The sequence below is a fragment of the Bacillus sp. HY001 genome (assembly GCF_007558965.1).
Taxonomy (GTDB): Bacteria; Bacillota; Bacilli; order Bacillales; family Bacillaceae_G; genus Bacillus_A; species Bacillus_A mobilis.
On sequence record NZ_VLTE01000028.1, the window covers coordinates 172401 to 194434 of the forward strand.

Below are 22034 nucleotides of genomic sequence, written 5' to 3' on the forward strand. Positions count from 1 at the left end.
CTCTCTCCTTCTAACAAACAATATCATTTTATTTCAAAAGAGTATTATTATTCTATAACTTATTCGTTTACAACTTCTTTCTCTTTTTGTAATACAGGTAACGGCTTTTTTTTCTTCTTTGACATTATCTCTTTATCAGAAATACGTAAAGAAAATAGTAATGCTACGAGTAAAAAGATTGCCGATCCAATTAATGCAGCTTGATAAGGAAAGAAATCTGCCTGTGCATTATTCTGTATTTTATTACTTCCAAACCCAGATAATATGCTAGCTAATACTGCAACTCCTATTGCTGAACCTAATCGATTTTGCACATTGAATATAGTCGTAGCTCTCCCCATAGAAGGTGGCGTTATATTGTTAAATGCAGAAAATTGAACTGCACCGACAGACTGACCTAAGAAAATACCGATACAAAACAATAATGCCCGTATTTGCCAAGGATTCGTATCGTGATTTACAAAGCTTAATAATACAAAGATAACTGCTGTACAAGCTAATCCAATAGAAATTACTTTGCGAGCTCCTAATCTCTTATAAGACCATGGCACAATCTGTGACGATATCATTAATCCAATCGCCTCTGGGAATGTCGTAAGACCTGATTCCAGTGCGGAAACTCCTATTACATTTTGATACATAAGCGGAAAAACAAATAGCATGCCTAGTAAACCGGCAGATGAAAACAATGAAATTAGACTCATTTTTCTAAAGACTGGTTCTTTTAATAAGCGTAAATCTAACATCGGTTGCTGTACTTTAAGTTCAACAATGATAAACAATGTAATGAATATAATCCCAGCTATTCCAGTACTTATAATCTCTGGAGAAACCCAGCCTTTTGATGGACCTTGGCTAAGTGCATAGATAAGCATCGCAAATCCTGGTGCTGAAAGAACAAAACCGAGAGAATCAAAGCGACCAGCTGATTTTTCAATATGCTCTTTTAAAAATAGTAGACCGAATAGTAACGCTACGATTCCAAACGGTACATTAATATAAAACGCCCAGCGCCAAGACATTTGATCTACAAAGAAACCACCAATAATTGGTCCTACTGCCGGTGCGACAGCAATTGGCAACACAATAAACCGTGAAATTTTCGGCCTTTCCTCTGGTGAAAATGTTCGGAATAACATCGCCATCCCCACTGGTGTTAAAAGCCCCCCACCAGCACCTTGTATGATACGAAAAATATTCAATGAAGTAATATCGTTCGCTACACCGCATAATGCAGACGCAGTTGTAAATACGAAAAGAGCGGTTAGAAATACTCTTTTCGTACCGAAGCGATCTCCTAACCAACCAGAAATAGGAAGGAAAACAGCTAAGCTAACTAAATACCCAACATTAACTGTCCCCATAGCAGATGGAGGAACTTGTAATTCTTTACTTATCGTTTGCAGTGCTACATTCACAATTGTTGCATCCATCGCAGCCATAAACATCGCTGTTATATATACGATACTTACAACTACTTTCGGATTTATTTTTTCCTTCATTATCGTTTTCCTACTAATATTTTTTCGCCAACTTCATTACTTTTTGGATTCAAATCTTCCCAGTTATTTTCAACATATTGTAAACAATCATTCCTACTAGCCTCTTCATGTACGACATTCCAACCAATAGGTACATCAAGAAAGACAGGCCAGAGAGAATACTGACCCTCCTCATTTTTTAATACTTTATATGTGTAATTATCATTTTCAAATGGATTCGTCATACTTTACTTACCCCTTTCTTTTCCTGCAAGTATTTCGCCAGTACTTGTCCGATTTCTGTAAGCGGACCCGGCTGACATAAATCTTTATGTCTACAATCAATATCGTGCTGCACAATTTCTCCGTCTAAATAATTTAACCACGTATTTGGAGAAATAGGATCAAACCAGTCTGGTATAACAGTAGATCTAAAGAATAATATATCTCCGTTATAAACTTTCGGTACATATTTCCCTAACAGTCCTACTGAATTTATATATGTTTCTTTCAAATTCAAAATCGTCTCTTCTTCAAGACTTGCTAATGCACTTCCATCTTTACGAAGTATTTCAACTGCACTTTCCATCGTAAGTGGTTTTCCATCCATGTTATCTGGATCATATCCACCTAAAGCAAGTAATGCGATTAATGCTTCTTCTTCAGTAGGTGCTTCCGTATTCGGTAAGAAGTGTCCAGGATAAGAATCCAGCATGACGAGTAATTCTACTTCTTCTCCTTCATTTTGTAGTTGCGCTGCCATTGCATGAACAACATTTCCTCCAAGTGACCAACCGAGTAACCGATATGGTCCGTGAGGCTGTACTTCACGAACGTGTTTTAAATAATCCGCCGCCATCTCCTCTAAACTTTTTGGAAGTTCTTCATTTTTAGCGATACCACGTGCTTGAACACCATAGATTGGATAATCTGTTCCTAAAGATTTCATAAGTCCTGCATAGCACCAACTTAATCCACCTGCTGGGTGTACACAAAATAGTGGTAATTGGTCTCCGCTTGCTCGTAATGGAAGCAACACATCAAGTGCACTTTGACCATTTCCCATTTCAAGTCTTTCCGCAAGCCCTGCAACAGTAGGTGCTGCAAATAAAGTTCCAATATTTAGTTCCACTCCAAGCGCTTCTTTAATTCGGCTCATAAGCTGCACTGCAAGAAGTGAATGACCACCAAGATCAAAGAATCCGTCATCAATTCCAATTTGAGGCACACTTAAAACTTCTGTAAACAAGTCACATAACATTTCTTCTTGCGGTGTTCTTGGTCCACGACTAGAAGATGATGCGATAAATTCTGGAGCTGGCAATGCCTTTCTATCTAATTTACCGTTTGGAGTTAAAGGTAACTCATTTACTACTACAAAAGCGTATGGAACCATGTAATCTGGTAAACTACCTCCAGAATATTGACGCATTTCATTCGTATCAATCATTTCATGATTAGATGCGACAATATATGAAACCAACCGTTTATCCCCTGGTTGATCTTCCCGTACAATAACGGCTACTTGCTCAACTTTAGGATGTTTCATTATGACCGCTTCTATTTCCCCTAATTCAATTCGGAATCCACGAATTTTTATTTGGTGATCTGCACGCCCTATATAATCTAGCGTCCCGTCTTTACGCCAACGCGCTAAGTCTCCTGTACGATACATTCTTGTACCTGACTTACCAAATGGATCTGCGATAAAGCGTTCTGCAGTTAAGCCCGCTCTTCCTAAATAACCACGAGCAAGCCCAGCACCTGCAACATACATTTCTCCCACTACTCCAGGTGGCACTGGTTGTAAATAGTTGTCTAATACGTATACTTTAAGGTCTGGTATACTGCAACCAATTAAACTATTCGCGCGTAAAGAAACAATATTCTCATCTAACTCAATATAACTAACATGTACTGTCGTCTCTGTAATACCGTACATATTAATAAGCTTTGGTGCGTTATGAGGATGTCGACTATACCAATCTTCTAATCGACTTAACTCAAGTGCTTCTCCTCCAAAAACAACATATCGTAAAGATAATGTTTGACCAATTTCTTCATTTTCACGATCCGCTTGCATCAATTGATAAAACGCTGATGGAGTTTGGTTTAATACAGTAACCTTTTCCTTAACAAGTAGTTGTAAAAATTCTTTCGGCGAACGACTTACAGTATGTGGTACAACGACTAGACGCCCTCCATATAATAAAGGTCCCCAAATTTCCCAAACGGAGAAATCAAAAGCGTATGAATGGAACATCGTCCACACATCATCTGCATCAAACTGGAACCAATGATCAGTTGCTCCTAAAAGTCTTACTACGTTTTGATGAGGTATCATAACGCCTTTCGGTCTACCTGTTGAGCCTGATGTATAAATAACGTAAGCAATATGTGAAGGCGATAGTGGCTTCATTCGCTCCATTTCATCAATATTATCTTCACTATATTTCACTATTTCTTTTATTACTTTTTCATCATCCACTAAAATTTTCAGTTCCTCATCACATTCAATTTCCACATCCGAATTTGTTAAAACACATGATGGTTTCGCATCGTGGAGCATAAATGAAATGCGTTCAGACGGGTAATCAGGATCTAATGGAAGATAACCTGCTCCTGCTTTAAGAACCGCGAGTAAACTCACAACCATATTTAAAGATCTCGGCATCGCTAATGCAACGAGTTGATCAGGACCGACTCCTTTTGCTATTAGCAATCGAGCTATTTTATTCGCTTTTTTATTCAATTCTTCATAAGTTAATTTTTCATCTTCAAAGACGACAGCAATAGAATTTGGATTTATATAAGCCTGTTTTTCAAATAATTGTGGTAATGTCATTTCTGGTACAATTTGAAAACCACCATTCCACTTTTCTAACACTGTATTTTTCTCTGCTAAAGTTAATATTTCTAATCTACCAATTGATTGATCCTGATTTTTCGCCGCATCGTCTAATAACAGAATGTATCTTTCTATTAATTTTTGAATCGTTTCACGTTTATATAAATCAGTACTAAACTCTAACAATCCGTGTAAGCCATTTGGAGTACCATCAACTCCGTTACTCTCGCTAATTTCAAATGTTAGATCAAATTTCGCAGAGCCGACGCTTTGAATTTCAAGGTTCGCTTCTATATCTGGAGCATCAAAGGTTGCTTCTGGCGTATTTTGGAAGGCTAACATAACTTGAAACAGCGGATGACTATTTCGAGTACGTACTGGGTTTAATACTTCAACAAGTCGTTCGAATGGAACATCTTGATTTTCATAAGCTGCAAGATTTACTTGCTTAACTCTATTCAATAGTTCTTTAAAACTTGGATCTCCTGATGTATTTGTACGTAACACTAATGTATTTACAAATAACCCAACTATATTTGATAGTGCATCGTCATTTCTTCCAGCAATCGGACTTCCAATTGGTATATCAGTACCTGCGCCTAATCTTGTAAATAGTGCACTAAGTCCTGCTTGTAACACCATAAACAAACTAACCCCGTTTTTCCGTGCAAGCTCTACTAACCTATTATGCATAACTGCATCTATTTGAAAATGAATTGTTTCTCCTCGGTAACTCGTTTCAATTGGACGCTGGTAATCTGTAGGTAATTCCAATTGATCTGGTAAACCCTTTAGCTCTTGTTTCCAAAAATCTAATTGTGTTGAAATGAGACTCTCTCGTGTAGCTTCATCACCTAGCAATTGCTGTTGCCAAAGTGCATAATCTGCGTATTGAACTGGAAGTGTCTCCAGCTGTACTTTGTCACCTTGACATCGAGCTTTATACGCCGCTGTAAAATCCCTCGTTAACGGTTGTAATGACCAACCATCCCCTACAATATGGTGCAATAATATGAGTAATACATGTTCGTTTTCATTCACTGTAAATAGTTGCAAACGAACTGCTGGTTCCATATCAAGATTAAAGCTATATCTTACCGCCTCTGCAAGCACACTTTCTAATTCATCTTTACACGTTCTTGTTATAATCATTTCTAAATTTAAACTTTCCATATCTAAAATTTTCTGATAGGAACTCCCTAATACGTTAGGGAAAATCGTTCTAAGCGTTTCATGTTTCTCAACTACATCGTAAAAGGCACCTTGCAATGCTTCTTCGTTCAACTTTCCAGATAAACGAATGACTAACGGAATATTATAAGTAGGGCTTGGACCTTCTAAACAATTTAAGAACCATAACCTACGCTGTGCAAATGAAAGTGGAACTTCATTTGGTCTACTTACTTTCTTAATAGCTGGTCTTGCACTTTTTGCTCGGTCTAATTGTTTCGCTAGTTCCGCAACAGTTGGCGATTCGAATAATTTTCCAATTCCTAATTCGACACTTAACGTTTCACGAATTCTTGCCATTAAACGAGATGCAAGAAGCGAATGGCCTCCCATTTCAAAGAAATTATCATCAATGCTAATACGAGAAACACCAAGTACTTCTGCAAATAAATCACATAATATTTCTTCTTTCGGATTTCTAGCAACTCTCTCCTTATTCATTTCATTAAAATCAGGAGCTGGTAATTTCTTTCTATCAACCTTTCCATTTGGTGTTAATGGTAATTCTTCTAACAACACAAACGCTGAAGGTACCATATAATTCGCTAAACTTTCTGAAACATAAGAACGAATTTCTGCAAAGTTAATTGTATCTTTCTGTTCAGCAACGATATACGCAATAATTCGTTTATCATTTGGGCGATTTTCTCGTACCATTACTACTGCTTGTTTAATATTTTCATGTCGTTGTAATACCATTTCAATTTCAGCTAATTCAATTCGGAAACCACGGATTTTTATTTGATGATCTGCTCGGCTCACGTATTCCAGCACACCATCGTTACGCCATTTCACAAGATCACTTGTGCGGTACATGCGCTTCCCTCGTTCTCCAAAAGGATTTGCAACAAATCGTTCAGCCGTTAACTCTGGTTTTCCTAAATAGCCGTTCGCAAGTCCTTCTCCAGCAATATATAGTTCGCCAATTACTCCAGGTGGTACTGGTTGTAATCCTGCATCTAATACATATACATCTGTACTCCAAATCGGTTTTCCAATAGGAGGTATACCCATTTCATTTTCATCGATGTTCTTGAAAGTAGACCAAATAGTCGTTTCAGTAGGTCCATATAAGTTTGTAATAGAGCAACCTAATTCTTTTAATGTATTTGCTAAATGAGCTGGAAGTGCTTCACCACCAACGAGCACTTTTAGCCCTTGTAGTCTATCTGGATATTCCATTACTAACGCCTGCCAAAGGGTCGGTGTAGCTTGCATAATTGTCGCTCTTTCTTCTTGCAACAATGCCGTTAACACAGCAGGTTCTTGAATTACTTCTTTTTGTGCGATTGTTAAACTTGCACCACTAATAAGAGGTAAATAAATTTCTAGTGCAGAAATATCAAACGCAAACGTTGTAACTGCTAATAAATGATCGTTTTCATGTAATGAAAACATATTGTCCATAGCCAATAAAAAGTTACTTAAAGCTCTCATAGGAACAATTACACCTTTTGGATTTCCGGTTGACCCTGAAGTATAAATTGTATACGCAGGCTTTAAAAGTGATTCATCATTTCTACATGGTAAATTCATATGAGAATATGCTCTTAATGCTATTTCTATTTCTTCACGATCTAATTCGATTTTTTTCATATCATTTTCTACAACTAAAGCAGATGAAACAGATGAATGTGTGATAATACAAACTGGTTTTGCATCATTTACTATATAATTGATTCGCTCAGCTGGATATTCTGGATCTATTGGTAAATACGCTGCACCAGCCTTTAAAACTGCTAGCATACTAACTACCATTTCTATTGATCTTGGAAATACTAAAGCTACAAACTGATTTGGTCCTATTCCTTCTTCTACTAAATAGTGCGCCAGTTTATTTGCTCGTTCATTTAGCTCATTATACGTAAAGTCTACTCCGTTACACGTAACCGCTATTTTACTTGGATTTTTTTGTACTTGTTTTTCAAATAATGTAGGTAAAGAGATTAACTCTTCAGCTTCTTTAGTTTCATTCCATTCCATTAGGACTTTATGATTTTCTTCAGGAAGAGTAATGTTTATGCTTCCAATCGACTCGTCCTTTGGATTATCATTTATCACTAATTCTAATAACTTCATAAATCTCTCTTTATGTAACGCTAGTTCAGCTTCATTATATACTTCCGGATTCGCATCAAAATGAATCATTAACTCATTTTCATCGAAACGTTTATAAACATTTATCGATAAATCATCGACAGGTCCTGCTGATAAATTATGTGTAATTCCACGATTTCCAGCAAAGTTAAGCCCATAATCAAAAGGCATAACATTCACTAACGGCCCGAACAACCTTTGATTTTCACCTAGTAACTTTAAGTCTCTTCTTAATTCCTCATGACGATATTTATGATGACGACGTACGTCTCGGATTTCTTTAGAAACTTGCTGTAATAATTCCGCAAGCGTTATATTTGGAGTTACAGTGAGACGAAGTGGCACTAAATTCATTACCATACTCGGTGTATAAATAGATGCAGAACCGAGACGCCCCATCATCGGTAAACCTAAAACAATATCATTTGCACCTGTTAATTTATGCATATAAATACTCGTTACAGCGACAATAAATTCTGGCCAACTTGTTAACGAAACATTAATATCTTCTAGTAAAGTTTTCGTGCTAGAACTAGATAAATAAGCTGTTTCTCGTAAAAACCCATTTGATGTTCTCGGCGCTCTTTCTGCTAAACTTACAACTTCTGGTTCATCTGCAAACTTCTCTAACCAAAAAGCACGATCTTCCTGAATTTGTTTAGAATCCTGATACTCAATATCTTCTTGTACAATTTTTGAAATAGAACCAAATGGCTTTTCATTCTTATTTGTTTCTTCTATAAGTGATGTATACTCTTTCGCTACCTTTTGGCTAAGAAGTGAAAATCCATAGCCATCCATCACAATGTGATGGATGCGCTGATACCAAAAGAAACGATTATTTTCAACTTGAATAAGTGCTTCAGTAAATAATGCATCTGATTTCAAATCGACTGGCATAGATAAATCATTTTTCATCCATACTTTAGCAGCTTTTTCAGGATTTTCTTCTTTACGAGCGTCAATAAAATGCATATGAAACTGTAATTCTTCAATAACTTGCCATGGGCCCATTTCATCCTCTTCGAAACGAACATGTAGTGCTTCTGCTTCTGTTACAACTTTACGTACTGCTAATTCGAAAATTTCTTGATTAACATTTCCGCTTATTTCAACATACTCCCCAGTATTATAAATCGGATTGAGCGGATCTAATTGCTGTGCAAACCACATACCAGTCTGCGCAGATGATAACGAATGACGAACCTTTTGACTATTAGGCATTCTTTACTACCCCTTTATTATGTAGTCTATATTAAAGTACATGTTCTGTTTGCGGAGATAATAAGCGGTACCAATCAACAACAGTTGGGCTCTCTGCTAAATCCGCAAAAGTGATTTCTTTTCCTTCACGACGCCACTTCTCTACTAAACTCATAATTCTGACCGAATCAAGTCCTCTATTTAATAAATCTTCATCAGTCTCAACACTTTCTACTGGTTCACGAAGTAATTGTGCAACTAGTTCATGCACTTCCTGTAAAGTGATTCCTTCACTCTTATCGCCTTTTACATTTTGTAAATCTTTTAGCAGTAAGTTGGTTGATGTCGTCACTGCACATCTATTAGATGCATACTGTAATGCTTGTTTATGATGCTCTAATGAAAAATCAGCAACTGCATCTGCTACAAAGAACGGCTCTATGCCATCCATAAACGCTTCACAAGCTGTTAAAAGGCAGCCAATATGCGCATAAATACCGCAAATAATAAGTTGATCTCTTCCTTGCTCATTTAAAATTTCTAATAGATTTGTCTTTTTAAATGCACTATATCTCCATTTGGTTAAGAATATATCATTCTCATCAGGAGTAAGTTCATCCACAATTTTCTTCTTATCTGGTCCAGCAGGAATACCATCACCCCAGAAGTCTTGTAATAACCCTCGTTGTTCTAACGTTTGTCCACCTGGCTGAGCTGTATAAACAACTGGGATACCAAGTTCCTTACATCTTTCTCTTATCACCCTAATATTTGAAATGAGTTCTACTTTCGGTGATTCTTTATCGCTATATGCATCAAGAAAATATTCTTGCATGTCATGGATTAGAAGAACCGCACGTTTTGGATCTGGCGTCCAATTCACTTTATTTTTTGGTAGTTCTGATTCAACTGGCATTTTGTATACTGAAATAGATGGGATAGCCATCTAATCACTTCCTTCCAATTTTTATATTCTTTATCGTTTTATCGTAATAAGTTTTTCAGCAATGACTTTACGTAACTCTTTTTTACTTACCTTTCCAACACCTGTTTGCGGGAATGATTCAATAAATTCAATTCGATCCGGAATCTTATAAGCTGCTATACCGCGTTCTCTTAAAAACATTTTTAATTCACTTACTGTCGGAGCTTGTCCGCGAGCTATAACGAATGCACAAGTACGTTCCCCTAAATAATCGTCAGGCATTGATACAATTGCTACATCATGTACTGCATCATGTGCTAATAGATGATTTTCAACTTCTTCCGCAGCAACTTTCTCACCACCACGGTTAATTTGATCTTTATCCCTACCTTCTACAATGATGTAACCTTGTTCATTTACTTTCACAAGATCTCCTGTACGATAAAATCCATCTTCAGTAAATGACCTTTCATTATGCTCTTCCGCTTTATAATAACCACGAATTGTATATGGTCCTCTTGTTAATAAACTTCCTACTTCACCAACTTTTACATCGTTATCATTTTCATCGACAACCCTTACTTCGTCGTATGTAGACATCGGTCTACCTTGTGTATGAATGATGATTTCTTCTGGATCATTTAATCTTGTGTAATTTACTAATCCTTCTGCCATACCGAACACTTGCTGTAACGTACATCCAAATGTAGGACGTATACGTTTCGCAACTTCGGCGCCAAATTTCGCACCACCAACTTGAATCACTTCTAGGCTCGATAAATCGTTATTACGAGAAGATGCAGCATCAAGCCAGATCATTGCTAATGGCGGAACGAGCGCGGTAATCGTGACTTTTTCTTTTTCTATTAGAGCAAACGCCTCATCTGGACTACCTCCAGTTGCTAGCACTACTTTTCCACCCGCATAGAAAGTTCCAAATGTCCCTGGAGAACTCATTGGGTAATTGTGCGCTACTGGAAGAACTGCCATATAGACACTATCCGTATTCAAATTACAAATTTCAGCGCTAACACGTAAACTATAAATATAGTCATCATGTGTTCTAGGAATTAATTTAGAAAGTCCTGTTGTCCCTCCTGACAATTGGAGAAACGCAACATCACTTGGCTGAACTTCTGGTAATGGAATAGAATCTACATACAGATCACTTATGTTCATAAACTCCTCTTCTTCTCCCACTACAATTACATGTTGTAAAGTTGACACTTTCTCTTTCACTTCTCTTGCTAGTTTTCGATAATCAAAGCCGAGAGCCTTATCTGAAATAACGTAAGCACTCGCCTCACCAAACTCACAAAAATAACTAATTTCACTGCTTCGATGTGAAGGTAGTGCAAAGACAGGAAGTGCTCCAATTCGAAATAGCGCAAAACACATTTCGAAAAACTCGATAACGTTAGGTAATTGGATTACAACTCGATCCTCTTGTTTTATTCCTAAATTCAGTAAACCTGACGCTAAGCGATCTACTTTTTTATCAAGCTCACTATACGTTACATGCGTATTACCACTTACAACCGCAATTTGATCTCCATATTTTTCAGCACGCTCTCTTAACACCCCGCCAAATGTTTCACCAAGCCAACACCCTTCTTCTCGATAGCGATTAGCAAATTCTTTTGGCCATTTTGTATAACCTGTCAACATTCTTTCTTCCCCCTATTTTTCATTCAATGAATTATCACTTAACCCTAGAGCCTTCAGCATTGTTTGGAACTTAGCTGATGTTTCTGCTAACTCATCTTCTGGTTTTGACTCAGCGACAACTCCCGCTCCTGCAAATAATCGAAGGGTTTTTTCTTGCACTTCAGCACAGCGAATTGTAACAATCCATTCACCATCTCCATTTAAATCGCTCCAACCTAGCATTCCTGTAAAAAATTCACGGTCAAATGGCTCAATTTTTTGAATCGCCTCTCTCGCTTCTTCCATAGGCGTCCCGCAAACTGCTGGCGTAGGATGAAGTGCAATTGCTAATTCCAAAGAAGTAGTATTCTGATCCTTTAGTTCACCTTTCACTTCAGTAGACAAATGCCACATCGCTTCACTATGAATAACGGATGGTTTTTCTGGAACATGTAATGTGTGACAGTATGGACGAAGCGCAGCAGCTACCGCTTCTACTACTACCGCATGTTCATGTAAATCTTTTGGAGAAGAAAGTAATTCCTCTGCTCTTCTTTTATCTTCAACTGGATCATCACTACGCGGTCTTGAACCAGCTAACGGATTAGAAATAACTTGCATACCATTACGTGAAACGAGTAACTCAGGACTTGCTCCAATTAAAGTCTTATTCTTCTCGTTTTCATCTTTCGGTACATTAACAGCAAATGTATAACCGTGCTTATTATGCTCTGCTAATTCTCGAAGAAGCTTTTGCTTATTAATCTTTTCGGAAGATTTAACATCTAATGATCTGGATAGAACGATTTTCTTTAAATCTCCGTCTTGTATTTTTTCAATTCCTTGCTTCACACCATTCATATACACTTCAGGATCTGGTACAGGTGTCATTTCAAATGTTAAGTTCTCATTTGTTTCAAGCTGATTTGTTGTATCTAATTGTAATCGTTCAGATATTCTGCTATATTCTGGTACGATAAGTTGAACTTCTTTTCTACGATCAAATGGCAAAGCACCAACAACGATTGGATTCGGATTTCCAGCTTGTTTTGCATTACGTAATACTGCCTGTACTAGTTCTGGAAAACTTTCAATTTCACGATGCTTTACTGTAGTAAACTCTCCTTCTGTCAATATTGTTCGAGTAGGTGAAGCGAAAAAGAATGAAGATTCAGTCTTATAATCTTCTAAAAGTTTTTCTGACAGTTCCTTTACAGCCGTAAGTTCATTCATAATATAATAGCCCCCTATTTTTTTATTAAACGCCTAATGTAGCTCCGCCATCGACACATAAATTGTGCATTGTAATGTGGCTTGCTTTATCTGACGCTAAAAACAATACCGCTTCGGCAACTTCTGAAGGCTGTGCAATTTTTTGTAATGGTATACCGAGTCTATATGTACTTTGAGAACCAGCAATGATATTTTTTGCTCCATTCTCATCAGCCCATAGTAACCTTTGCATTTCAGTTTCAGTTGAACCTGGGGAAACTAAGTTACAGCGAATGTTATATGCTGCAAGTTCTAATCCTAAACACTTCATAAACATCGTCGTTGCAGCTTTGGATGCCGCATACGCAGCCATATCCATTCTCGGGGTATTTGCTGCATTTGAACCAACTGTAACAATTGCCCCTGACTTTCTTTGCATCATACGTTTACTTACCGCTCGGGACATATAGAAAACTCCTGTAGAATTTACAGAGAATGTTTTATTCCAATCTTCATCACTTAAAGAGTGAATCGCTCCCATACGTAAAACCCCTGCAACATTAACTAATATATCTATCGATGCTATATCATTTTCAATACCGTTTACGATATCTTCAACTGCGGTACTATCACTCACATCTATACGAAACGTTTTCATGTGTGTTTCCTTTAATTCATTTTCATTTAAGAGGACATTTAACCCCTCTTCATTTTGATCAACCGCAATAACTGTAGCTCCTCTTTCTAAAAACATTTTGGCAACAACACTACCTATACCTTGGGCTGCACCTGTTACTAAAACCGTTTTCCCATCAAATTCCCCTAAGTTCATTTCCTCTATCCTTTCATTTAAAAATTAATCTAATTAAACAATTTTCGATAATGATTATCATTATCAATGTAAAAAATAATACACTTACTAAACTAATTGGTCAAGTGTACTTTTCATCAAAATATTATTCATTGATAATGTTTTTCATTTAATATTCTTACACCGAAATGATAATCTTTCTCAATATACTTGTCAACCTATTTTTATTTTTCAGACAAAACATTTTAGTGCTTCTCAATGCAATTACATCTAAAAGTATCAATAAGCACGTACATTAAACATTTAATTCCTACTCTTCTTTGTAAAATTAAAGAAGATAAACTGTAGATACCCTCATTTACAAAGCCTTACCAAAAAATCGAGTATATATTTTCTCAACATTTTTCTGAAAATATTGAGAAAATATATCTTGCAATTATTGATGTATGTCGTGTTTATAATTTAAGATTTAATAAGTAGTTCGAATATAATGTATCACTTTTTAATATTCCAATATAATCCAAATAGGTATGCCACTCATTTTTTGTCTCAAAAAATTCCAAAGATTATATAACCTATTTAAAATAACTCAAAAAAGCACCCTATTTAACAGGATGCTTTTTCGTAATCATAGTGTTATAGAAGATTTATATACTTATGCTACGCTGCGATACTCTTCTTCGTGTTCTTTTTTCTGTTTAGGCGCTTGAATTAATATTGCGATAATAAATGATACGACACATAATACGCCGATCACCATGAATGTTGGTTTGAATCCACCTAGAAGTGCACCGATAAAGGAACCTGCAAGCGCTCCAAATCCAAATCCTTGATACACAATTCCGTAGTTCTTACTATGGTTTTTCATACCGTAGAAATCACCAACGATAGCTGGAAAAATCGTGATATTTCCACCAAAGCAAAATGCTACACTTGCTACACATACGAAGTAGATACCGTAATTTAAATCTACGAAACTTAGAACTAATACTGAACTTGCCATAACAACAAAAGTACCAGTAACGATTTTTAAACGGCCGATTTTATCTGATAACGGTCCTAGAATAATACGACCTAATGTATTGAAGATTGCAACCATAGCCACCGCATTAGCTGCTGTTGCTGCGTTAAGTCCTACAAGTTGAACACCAATATCTTTTACCATACCAATTAAGTATAAGCCACTCATACATGATGTAAATAACATAATAAATAATAAGTATACTTGTTTTGTACCTAGCATTTCTTTCGTTGTATATTCGTGAGTTTTTGTCTCATGAACTGCACCTTGATCAGCAGCTTGATGGATTAAACAAGCTCCAAGGACAATCATAGCTGTAACAATTAAACCCCAGTATATAAACGCTTGTGATATACCAACTGATTCAATTAACTGTGCGTTAACGTATTTAAAGATTAAGCTACCTGAACCATATGCAGAGACAGAAATTCCAGCAATTAGACCTTTACGCTTTGGAAACCACTTTATTAAATTGGATAATGAAGTGATATATGCTGTACCATCTGCATAACCTACAACAACTCCTGCTAGTACATACAGCAATATTAACGAAGAAGCTTGTGAACTAAGTACTAATCCTAGTCCTAATGCTAGTCCAGCTATCATAATAAGTTTACGAAGTCCCCATTTTTCTTGTAATTTACTCGCAAATAAAGTTGAAAATGCTAAGGAAAGACTAGTAATTGAGAAAGTAATAGCAACTGCGTTAAGACTCCAACCGTATTTACTAACTAAAGGCTGATTGAATAAACTCCATGTATATATTGTTCCAAGCCCCATTTGTACGATGACTGTCCCAAGGACAACTAGCCATGGATTAACATTTGATTTTTTCATACCTTTCCGCCTCCTCTTTCTATTTCAATGCTGTTCGCTAAATTTACTTTTTTTATGTTCATATTGACCACCTCTTTTGATTTAACACCTTCATTGTATAAGATGTTACCCCTTATGTAAGCACTTACAAGATAGAGCGTCAAAAATATGGAATCAGTTACAGAAAACGAAGGACGAAATACAAAAAATGAATTATTAAATACGTAAATAGCTATTATCATGTTTTGCATCCATACGACTTACAGCTGTTTTATCATCTTTTTTTATAAAAATTATGTCTCAAGTTATATCATGGCTAGATTACAAAATTTTGATTTTCCTATACAACCAAAAAAACTATTTTTACACTACGATGCATTTTATTTTTTATAAAACAAAAAATTTTTTATTGATAAACAAAACTAAATATTCACTAATATATCTATACGTGGTTTAATATATATAATAAAAAAATAATTCTGTCTTTAATAAGGAGGTACTATGAAAGCAAACGTAGGGGATACTATACTTTTTCACCGAAATAATTTAAAGATTACAGGATCTGTACTAAAACTATATACTGAATCGGTCTTAGTTGAAATTACAGATGTAAGCGGTGGTACTTTTGAATTTGATCGAACAATTGTAAATCATAAAAACTATAAAATTTTAAATACGAATACATAAAACAACACAAAATAGCCCCTGCTTACCAGCAGCGGCTATTTTATATGAAAATATTTCATTAGTTTATATATCCTAAAACACTTACAATCTTACTCGCTTTTAAATTATTAATGTGATAATAAATTTCTAAGCCCCTTCTCTCAGCTCGTAACACTTTACCTTTCATTTTTGATAAATGTTGCGAAACAGTCGATTGTGGAATATTTAGTAATTCTGTTAATTGCGTTACATTACAAGTTTTTCTCGTACTTAATTCATTTACAATTTGTAATCGGATTGGGTGAGCCATAATTTTTAAAATATCTACATCTTCTTCTGAAACTAAACTTTTTCTCATTTCACTCGTATATGTTGTCATAAGACATTCCCCTTTTATGTGAATTTCTCTTATTTAGATCTATTTCCAAAATATTTAAAACTCCGACGAGAAACCTTTATATAAAAATAATAGAATTTTAAATTTTTAAAAACAGAACAAAATACAATTCACTTTATTTATTTGGTACATATACATAATACAATGTTAATATGTGCTCTATGTGAAGTTAGCATAAATTTATAATGAAGATTTTTCAAACAATTCACATGTAACTATATACTTCCTCATAATACTATCCAGTGATTTTAACATATTTTAGGCATTTGTATATACTATCTACAAAATAAATGTTGTTTAGGAGGAATTCAAATGCCAACAATGTTACAAGAAGAAGTTGAAGAAGCGCGCGAAACGTATGTCAGTCGTATCATTTTGGTCGGTGGATCTGCTTTATTTTTAGTCGGTGGTGTTATCTCGGCAATTTCGGCCTTTAAAACTTATAATAGATTGGAAAATACACCGCCTTCTACAGATAACTCGTAAGTGCATTATTTAATTTTGAATAACAAACAAATGCCACCTCAATAAAGAGATGGCATTTGTTTTATCATAAGTTCTTTACTAGAAAATCACAAACAATACTTTGAATCACACTTGAACTTACTTCACCACAAACCTCGTCTGACTACACCCATCCTTCTGCTTCGTTACTTCTAATACAGCTGGCATTGCGTTTTTCAGCTCTTGAACGTGTGAAATGACACCGATAAATCGGCCTGACTTTTGTAAGTCAATTAAGGCGTCTACCGCTTTTGTTAATGACTCCTCATCTAGTGAACCGAATCCTTCATCTATAAACATCGTTTCGATGGAAATACCACCTTCATACGATTGAATGACGTCTGCCATTCCAAGCGCTAAACAAAGTGATGCATTAAATTTCTCGCCGCCAGATAATGTTTTTACATCGCGTGTTTGGCCAGTATATGCGTCGTATACATCTAATCCTAATCCACTTTGACGATTTCTCTTTTCAACTCGTTCACTTCGTTTTAAATAAAATTGTCCATTTGATAATTTACGTAATCGTTCGTTTGCAATTTGAACAATTTGTTCTAAATACTCAATTAAGATGTAACGTTCAAATGATATACGGCTTTCGTTATCACCTTTCATTACTTCATATAAATCAACAAGTTCCTGGAAAGCTTTTTCTTCCTCATGAATTTGCTCATCAATACGTCTAATATTTTCATGTAAATCAGAAATATATGTTACTGCATTTTGCGCACGTTGACGTTTTTCTTTAATGATATCAAGATTAATTTCTAAATCTTTTATATGTTCACCTAACGCTGTAATATCCATATACTCTTTATCTTTTAATTCAGCACGTAACTCTTCAATTTGTTTTGCAAGTACCTCAAGAGATGAATAATAGCTTTGAATTTCTTTTTGTAATATCTCCATCTCGGCATCATTTAATTTAGCTTCTTTATACGTAGATTGATCTGTAAATCCGCTCTGTTCAAGCTCTTTCATAAAGCGCACGAAAGTCTCTTCTTTCTTCAATTTTGTACTTTCAAATTGATTAGAAGCACTTTCCTGTTCTGCTTGAATTCGTATATTTTCATTTTGCCAATGTTGATACGCTTCCTGCACTTTCTTCCATTCGTCTTCCATTAATTTGAGATCATGCATAGCTTGGTCAAACTGGACTTTCCAAGCTTGGACTGTTTGTAAGGTTTCAGGAATATTTTTCTTATCATGTTCAAATGACGTACGAAGCTGCATACACTCCATTTCAATTCGGTGCTGCTCTGTTTCTACTTCACGCTGTTGCTTCTGAAGTGCATCCATTTTTTCTTCTACGCTTTTTACATTCACAGCAGTTTGCTTACGCGTTTCTTCGCTTGCTTTTAACGTATTCACTTCAGTTACTAATTGTTTTCCCTTTTGAACAAGCGCACTATATGTTTCAGCTAATTCTTCCGAGCGATAGCCTCGCTTCTTAACCTCTTCTATTACTTGCTCATATTGAAGATGATAGAAATTCCATTTCTCCTCTAATTGTACATGTAATTTTTCAGCGGTATTCTTCTTGTCTCTTAAATCATTTAACTCTTTTTCATCGATCGCATTACTTTGCTCTGTAGCTTTTTTCGGATGGTTCGTACTCCCACATACTGGACAAGATTCGCCATCATGTAGATGAAGAGCTAATATTCCAGCTTGCTCACTTAACCAGCGGCGTTCCATATTTTCATATGCATTAACTGCCATTTGCATCTTATTGTATGCCGCTTCTTTTTCTTGCTCAAATTTTTGCTTTTCTTGCCAAACATCATATGCTTGCTTTAAAACTTTTGCATCTTCTCGCATATTCGTTAGTTCTTCTACTTTATCTACATATTGCTCAAGTGCTCGTTCTAATTGCTGCAATTCACCAGACATTAGCTGTTTTTGATTTGTATGCTCGTCTAATTGTCGCTCTAAGTTGTGCATACCTTCTTTTAATTTCCCAACTTGAATTTCTGCATTTTGTAAATTCAACTGTTTCTCAGCTAATGATGCAATAATCGGTTGTAACTCTTCTAATCTTTGAACAAGTTTTTTTGCATCTTCTCTCTCAGGTTCTTTATTCTTTATTGCTTCATATTTCTCCTGAGCTAGTTCAAAGCTATTCGTTATAACTTCTTTTTTGGCGATTATCTGTTTTAACAAATTTTCAGCCTTCTGCTCATTTTGTATTGCTTCTTCGTACCATTGTTCAAATGGTAATAAACGCTTCGCTTCTTCCGCACGTTTAAAAGATATTTCTTTCATTTCAATAACTGTACGGTTTTCTTGTAAAGTATTATATTTCTCATTCTTTTGTTGTAAATCTATAAATTTCTCATTTACAGATTTCGCTGCATGAAAACGTGTTTCAGCATCTTTTAATTGCTTCGTTTGAACTTCTTGTTCTACTTGTAATTGCTCAACTTCTGCCTTATACACATCTGTTTCTTGTTCTAATGCTTCTACTACTTGATGCGTATTTACATGTTCTTGTTCCACTAATGTCTCTAATAATGATCCATCTCGGATTGGTAATTTAAAAACATTACGGAAGTATAACTCTCGCTCTTTCTGTTTTTCTTGTAAGACGTCTTTCCATTGTTTTCGTTTTTGATCAAGTAATTCACGCATTAACTTATAACGATCCGTTTTAAAAATACGACGCAAAATTTCTTCTTTGTTTTCTGTCTCAGATGTTAATAGTTTTCGGAATTCCCCTTGCGGTAACATAACAATTTGGCTAAATTGATGTTTACTTAAACCAATTAAATCTTCCACTTTTTTATTTACATCCGTTACATGAAAACGATCAACGGCTGGAACCTTCTCTTCAACCATCACTTCATATAATTCTACTGCATGTCCCGTAATCGTCTTGTTCCCTTGTTTTTTATGTCCAAGTTGTCGTTTTATTTCATAACGTTTCCCTTTTAGCTGAAAGGTTAGTTCTACACTAGTATACATATTATCATCAGCAAATTGACTGCGTAGCATGCTCGTATCACTACGTTCTTCTCCACTTGCCTCACCATATAACACATAACAAATCGCATCAAAAATCGTTGTCTTTCCAGCTCCTGTATTCCCAGAAATGGCGAAAATACGATGATCTCCAAGATCGTTAAAATCGATTACTTCTTTCTGTTTATATGGTCCAAATGCTGTCATAATAAGCTGAATCGGTCTCATCCTCGTTCACCTTCCCGTTCTTGCACTGTTTGTAGTACCTCTACAAATAGACGTTCTTTCTCTTCTGATAAATCTAAGCCTTTCATTTCTTTATAAAAAGCCTTTAATAGCGATAAATCATCCGTTTTATGTCTTGAAACTGTTACTTCATTTGACTCTGTGAACTCTCGTCTTTGAATAGATCTTTCAACATGCATTGCATTTGGATATACAGAGCGTATTTTTTCCATTGGCTGCAAGACAGGATTTTCATCTAATAATTTTACAAATACGTAATCTTCACTTATTGGATGTTGTAACAATTCATCTATTTTTGCTTCTACTGTTCGCATTTTACGGCGTGGTGTAAGTAACCTTTTTTCAATTGTTACTTCACCTTGCTCGCCCAATTCTACAATATAATAGCCTTTTTTATGTTTTTCTTCAGAAATAGAATATGCAAGTGGCGAACCTGAATATCGAATTGTTTCATTACGTACGAAATGCGCTTGATGTAAATGTCCAAGCGCTGTGTAATGAAACTTATCAAAATAATGACTATTTACGTATTCAGCACCACCAATTGAAAGTGGTCGTTCTGCATCACTTGTATTCTCCTCTGCTTCTCCCGCAGAAGTTACAAATGCATGACCTACAAATACATGTCTAGCTTCTTTATCCATCGTTTCAGAAAGCTCATTCATAAAAATACGCATCGCATCATCATGTGAACGTACGTCTTCATTTTTCAATACGTGTCTAACTATGCTTGGATCAGCATATGGAACGAGATGGAAGTGAACCTCACCATGTTCATCATTTAATATAATTGGATCATATGGAAATTGAAATTGTCCCACAATAAATAATCCTTGTTTCTTCATTAAACTACTACCAAAATGAATACGATCAGGACTATCATGGTTACCTGCAACCGCAATAACTGGCGTTTGTAAATCAATCACTATTTTTTGTAACACATCATTTAATAAGTCTACTGCTTCTGTTGGTGGAATTGCGCGGTCATATAAATCGCCTGCAATAATTACAGCATCTGGTTTTTCTTCTTCAACAGCTTGTACAAACTGATCTAATACAATCTTTTGATCTTCAGTCATATACACGCCATGAACAAGCTTTCCTAAATGCCAATCCGCTGTATGAAATAACTTCATATTGTCCTGCTCCTTTTAATTTACTGATTTTAGTGATACGAGTTGATAGTTTATAGTAGTTTTTCCGTTCTCCCACTCTAACTTTTGTATCATTGCGCTACCAATTCTTTCTTCATTTGATTTATATAAAGGTAATATTTCTTGAACTGTAAATAAGTGATAACCATCCAATTTTAATTGAAATATGTTTTCTTCTATATGTAACCTTACTTCTTTTTCATTTGAAATAATTTTTGTGTGCATCTCAAATTTCATGATAGATACAACCCCTTTTTCTAATCTCTACACTATTAATAGTATATTGGCTATGCAAGATTGACAAGTAAATACACGGTAAAGTACATACTTTTCTATCGCTATATGCTTTTTATTTTTAACATATAATACGGTATGTGAAATTTTATTTGTTTCAAAAATAAAAATGTCTCATGGGACATCTTTATTTTTGTATAAAGTCTTTCATTACATAATATAAAACTGTAATTAAAACAATCGCTACAAAAAATGAAAATACAGCGACAATGTACCCATCCTTATTTAATAAAATACAAAAAGAAATAGATATGATAAAAATCGGAAATACGAGACGTACTTTATCCTTCACTTCCTCTGTCGTATCTGTATGATGAAAAAACTGAGTTATCCCTATCATTAAAGAAGACAAAATAATCACCGACAACAGTAAAGGTCCTGGCATTCCGATTTCTCCTTTCTCTATTTCTAATAAAAAGCAATATTTCTTTTATCATAATCATTTCAAATACCCTTTTTAAGGTGATTATGTACAATTTACACCTATATAATAGCGTGTTTATCATGATAACTTCAAATAA

Annotated in this window: 15 protein-coding genes; 2 read left to right on the top strand and 13 right to left on the bottom strand. The window is 35.4% G+C overall.

The window, feature by feature from the left end:
- Window positions 1–59: 59 nt before the first annotated feature.
- From FOT98_RS14595 to FOT98_RS14630, 8 genes are all read right to left on the bottom strand, one after another.
- Window positions 60–1502: an MDR family MFS transporter gene (locus tag FOT98_RS14595; protein ID WP_063261122.1), complete on the bottom strand. Its 1443-nt coding sequence runs from the start codon at window positions 1500–1502 to the stop codon at window positions 60–62.
- Window positions 1502–1726 (bottom strand): MbtH family protein, encoded by a 225-nt coding sequence (locus FOT98_RS14600; RefSeq protein ID WP_063261123.1) that lies wholly within the window; start codon window positions 1724–1726, stop codon window positions 1502–1504. Before FOT98_RS14600 ends, FOT98_RS14595 begins: the two co-directional genes overlap by 1 nt.
- Window positions 1723–8880 carry an amino acid adenylation domain-containing protein gene (locus FOT98_RS14605; protein WP_144291078.1) on the bottom strand — a complete coding sequence of 2386 codons (7158 nt, stop codon included), beginning with the start codon at window positions 8878–8880 and terminating at the stop codon, window positions 1723–1725. The genes FOT98_RS14600 and FOT98_RS14605 overlap by 4 nt, the downstream gene beginning before the upstream one ends.
- A 31-nt stretch (window positions 8881–8911) precedes the next feature.
- Window positions 8912–9805, bottom strand: coding sequence for an isochorismatase family protein (locus FOT98_RS14610; protein WP_063261125.1), 894 nt, complete (start codon window positions 9803–9805; stop codon window positions 8912–8914).
- A gap of 30 nt (window positions 9806–9835) precedes the next feature.
- Window positions 9836–11452: a (2,3-dihydroxybenzoyl)adenylate synthase gene (locus tag FOT98_RS14615; RefSeq protein ID WP_063261126.1), complete on the bottom strand. Its 1617-nt coding sequence runs from the start codon at window positions 11450–11452 to the stop codon at window positions 9836–9838.
- Window positions 11453–11464: 12 nt separating this feature from the next.
- Window positions 11465–12664 (bottom strand): isochorismate synthase DhbC, encoded by a 1200-nt coding sequence (gene dhbC, locus FOT98_RS14620; RefSeq protein WP_063261127.1) that lies wholly within the window; start codon window positions 12662–12664, stop codon window positions 11465–11467.
- 25 nt (window positions 12665–12689) lie between these two features.
- Window positions 12690–13475: a 2,3-dihydro-2,3-dihydroxybenzoate dehydrogenase gene (dhbA, locus tag FOT98_RS14625; RefSeq protein ID WP_063261128.1), complete on the bottom strand. Its 786-nt coding sequence runs from the start codon at window positions 13473–13475 to the stop codon at window positions 12690–12692.
- Window positions 13476–14109: 634 nt separating this feature from the next.
- Window positions 14110–15312 carry an L-lactate MFS transporter gene (locus tag FOT98_RS14630; protein WP_063261129.1) on the bottom strand — a complete coding sequence of 401 codons (1203 nt, stop codon included), beginning with the start codon at window positions 15310–15312 and terminating at the stop codon, window positions 14110–14112.
- A 480-nt stretch (window positions 15313–15792) separates the two neighbouring features.
- Between FOT98_RS14630 and FOT98_RS14640 the strand changes: the two genes are divergently transcribed.
- Window positions 15793–15978 carry a YkvS family protein gene (locus FOT98_RS14640; protein ID WP_061679135.1) on the top strand — a complete coding sequence of 62 codons (186 nt, stop codon included), beginning with the start codon at window positions 15793–15795 and terminating at the stop codon, window positions 15976–15978.
- A gap of 58 nt (window positions 15979–16036) precedes the next feature.
- Here FOT98_RS14640 and FOT98_RS14645 read toward each other — a convergent pair whose 3' ends face one another.
- Entirely contained in the window at window positions 16037–16336 is a 300-nt protein-coding gene (locus tag FOT98_RS14645; RefSeq protein ID WP_000214798.1) for an ArsR/SmtB family transcription factor, read from the bottom strand.
- 330 nt (window positions 16337–16666) lie between these two features.
- Between FOT98_RS14645 and FOT98_RS32395 the strand changes: the two genes are divergently transcribed.
- Window positions 16667–16840, top strand: coding sequence for a hypothetical protein (locus tag FOT98_RS32395; RefSeq protein WP_001142748.1), 174 nt, complete (start codon window positions 16667–16669; stop codon window positions 16838–16840).
- A 117-nt stretch (window positions 16841–16957) separates the two neighbouring features.
- On the opposite strand, the gene FOT98_RS14650 is transcribed toward FOT98_RS32395, so the two are convergent.
- From FOT98_RS14650 to FOT98_RS14665, 4 genes are all read right to left on the bottom strand, one after another.
- Window positions 16958–20047: an SbcC/MukB-like Walker B domain-containing protein gene (locus FOT98_RS14650; RefSeq protein WP_063261130.1), complete on the bottom strand. Its 3090-nt coding sequence runs from the start codon at window positions 20045–20047 to the stop codon at window positions 16958–16960.
- Window positions 20044–21201: an exonuclease SbcCD subunit D gene (locus tag FOT98_RS14655; RefSeq protein ID WP_063261131.1), complete on the bottom strand. Its 1158-nt coding sequence runs from the start codon at window positions 21199–21201 to the stop codon at window positions 20044–20046. The genes FOT98_RS14650 and FOT98_RS14655 overlap by 4 nt, the downstream gene beginning before the upstream one ends.
- A gap of 15 nt (window positions 21202–21216) precedes the next feature.
- On the bottom strand, window positions 21217–21456 hold the full coding sequence (locus tag FOT98_RS14660; protein ID WP_000667347.1) for a DUF2584 family protein: 240 nt from the start codon (window positions 21454–21456) through the stop codon (window positions 21217–21219).
- A gap of 184 nt (window positions 21457–21640) precedes the next feature.
- On the bottom strand, window positions 21641–21898 hold the full coding sequence (locus FOT98_RS14665; protein ID WP_001119406.1) for a hypothetical protein: 258 nt from the start codon (window positions 21896–21898) through the stop codon (window positions 21641–21643).
- Window positions 21899–22034 lie beyond the last annotated feature (136 nt).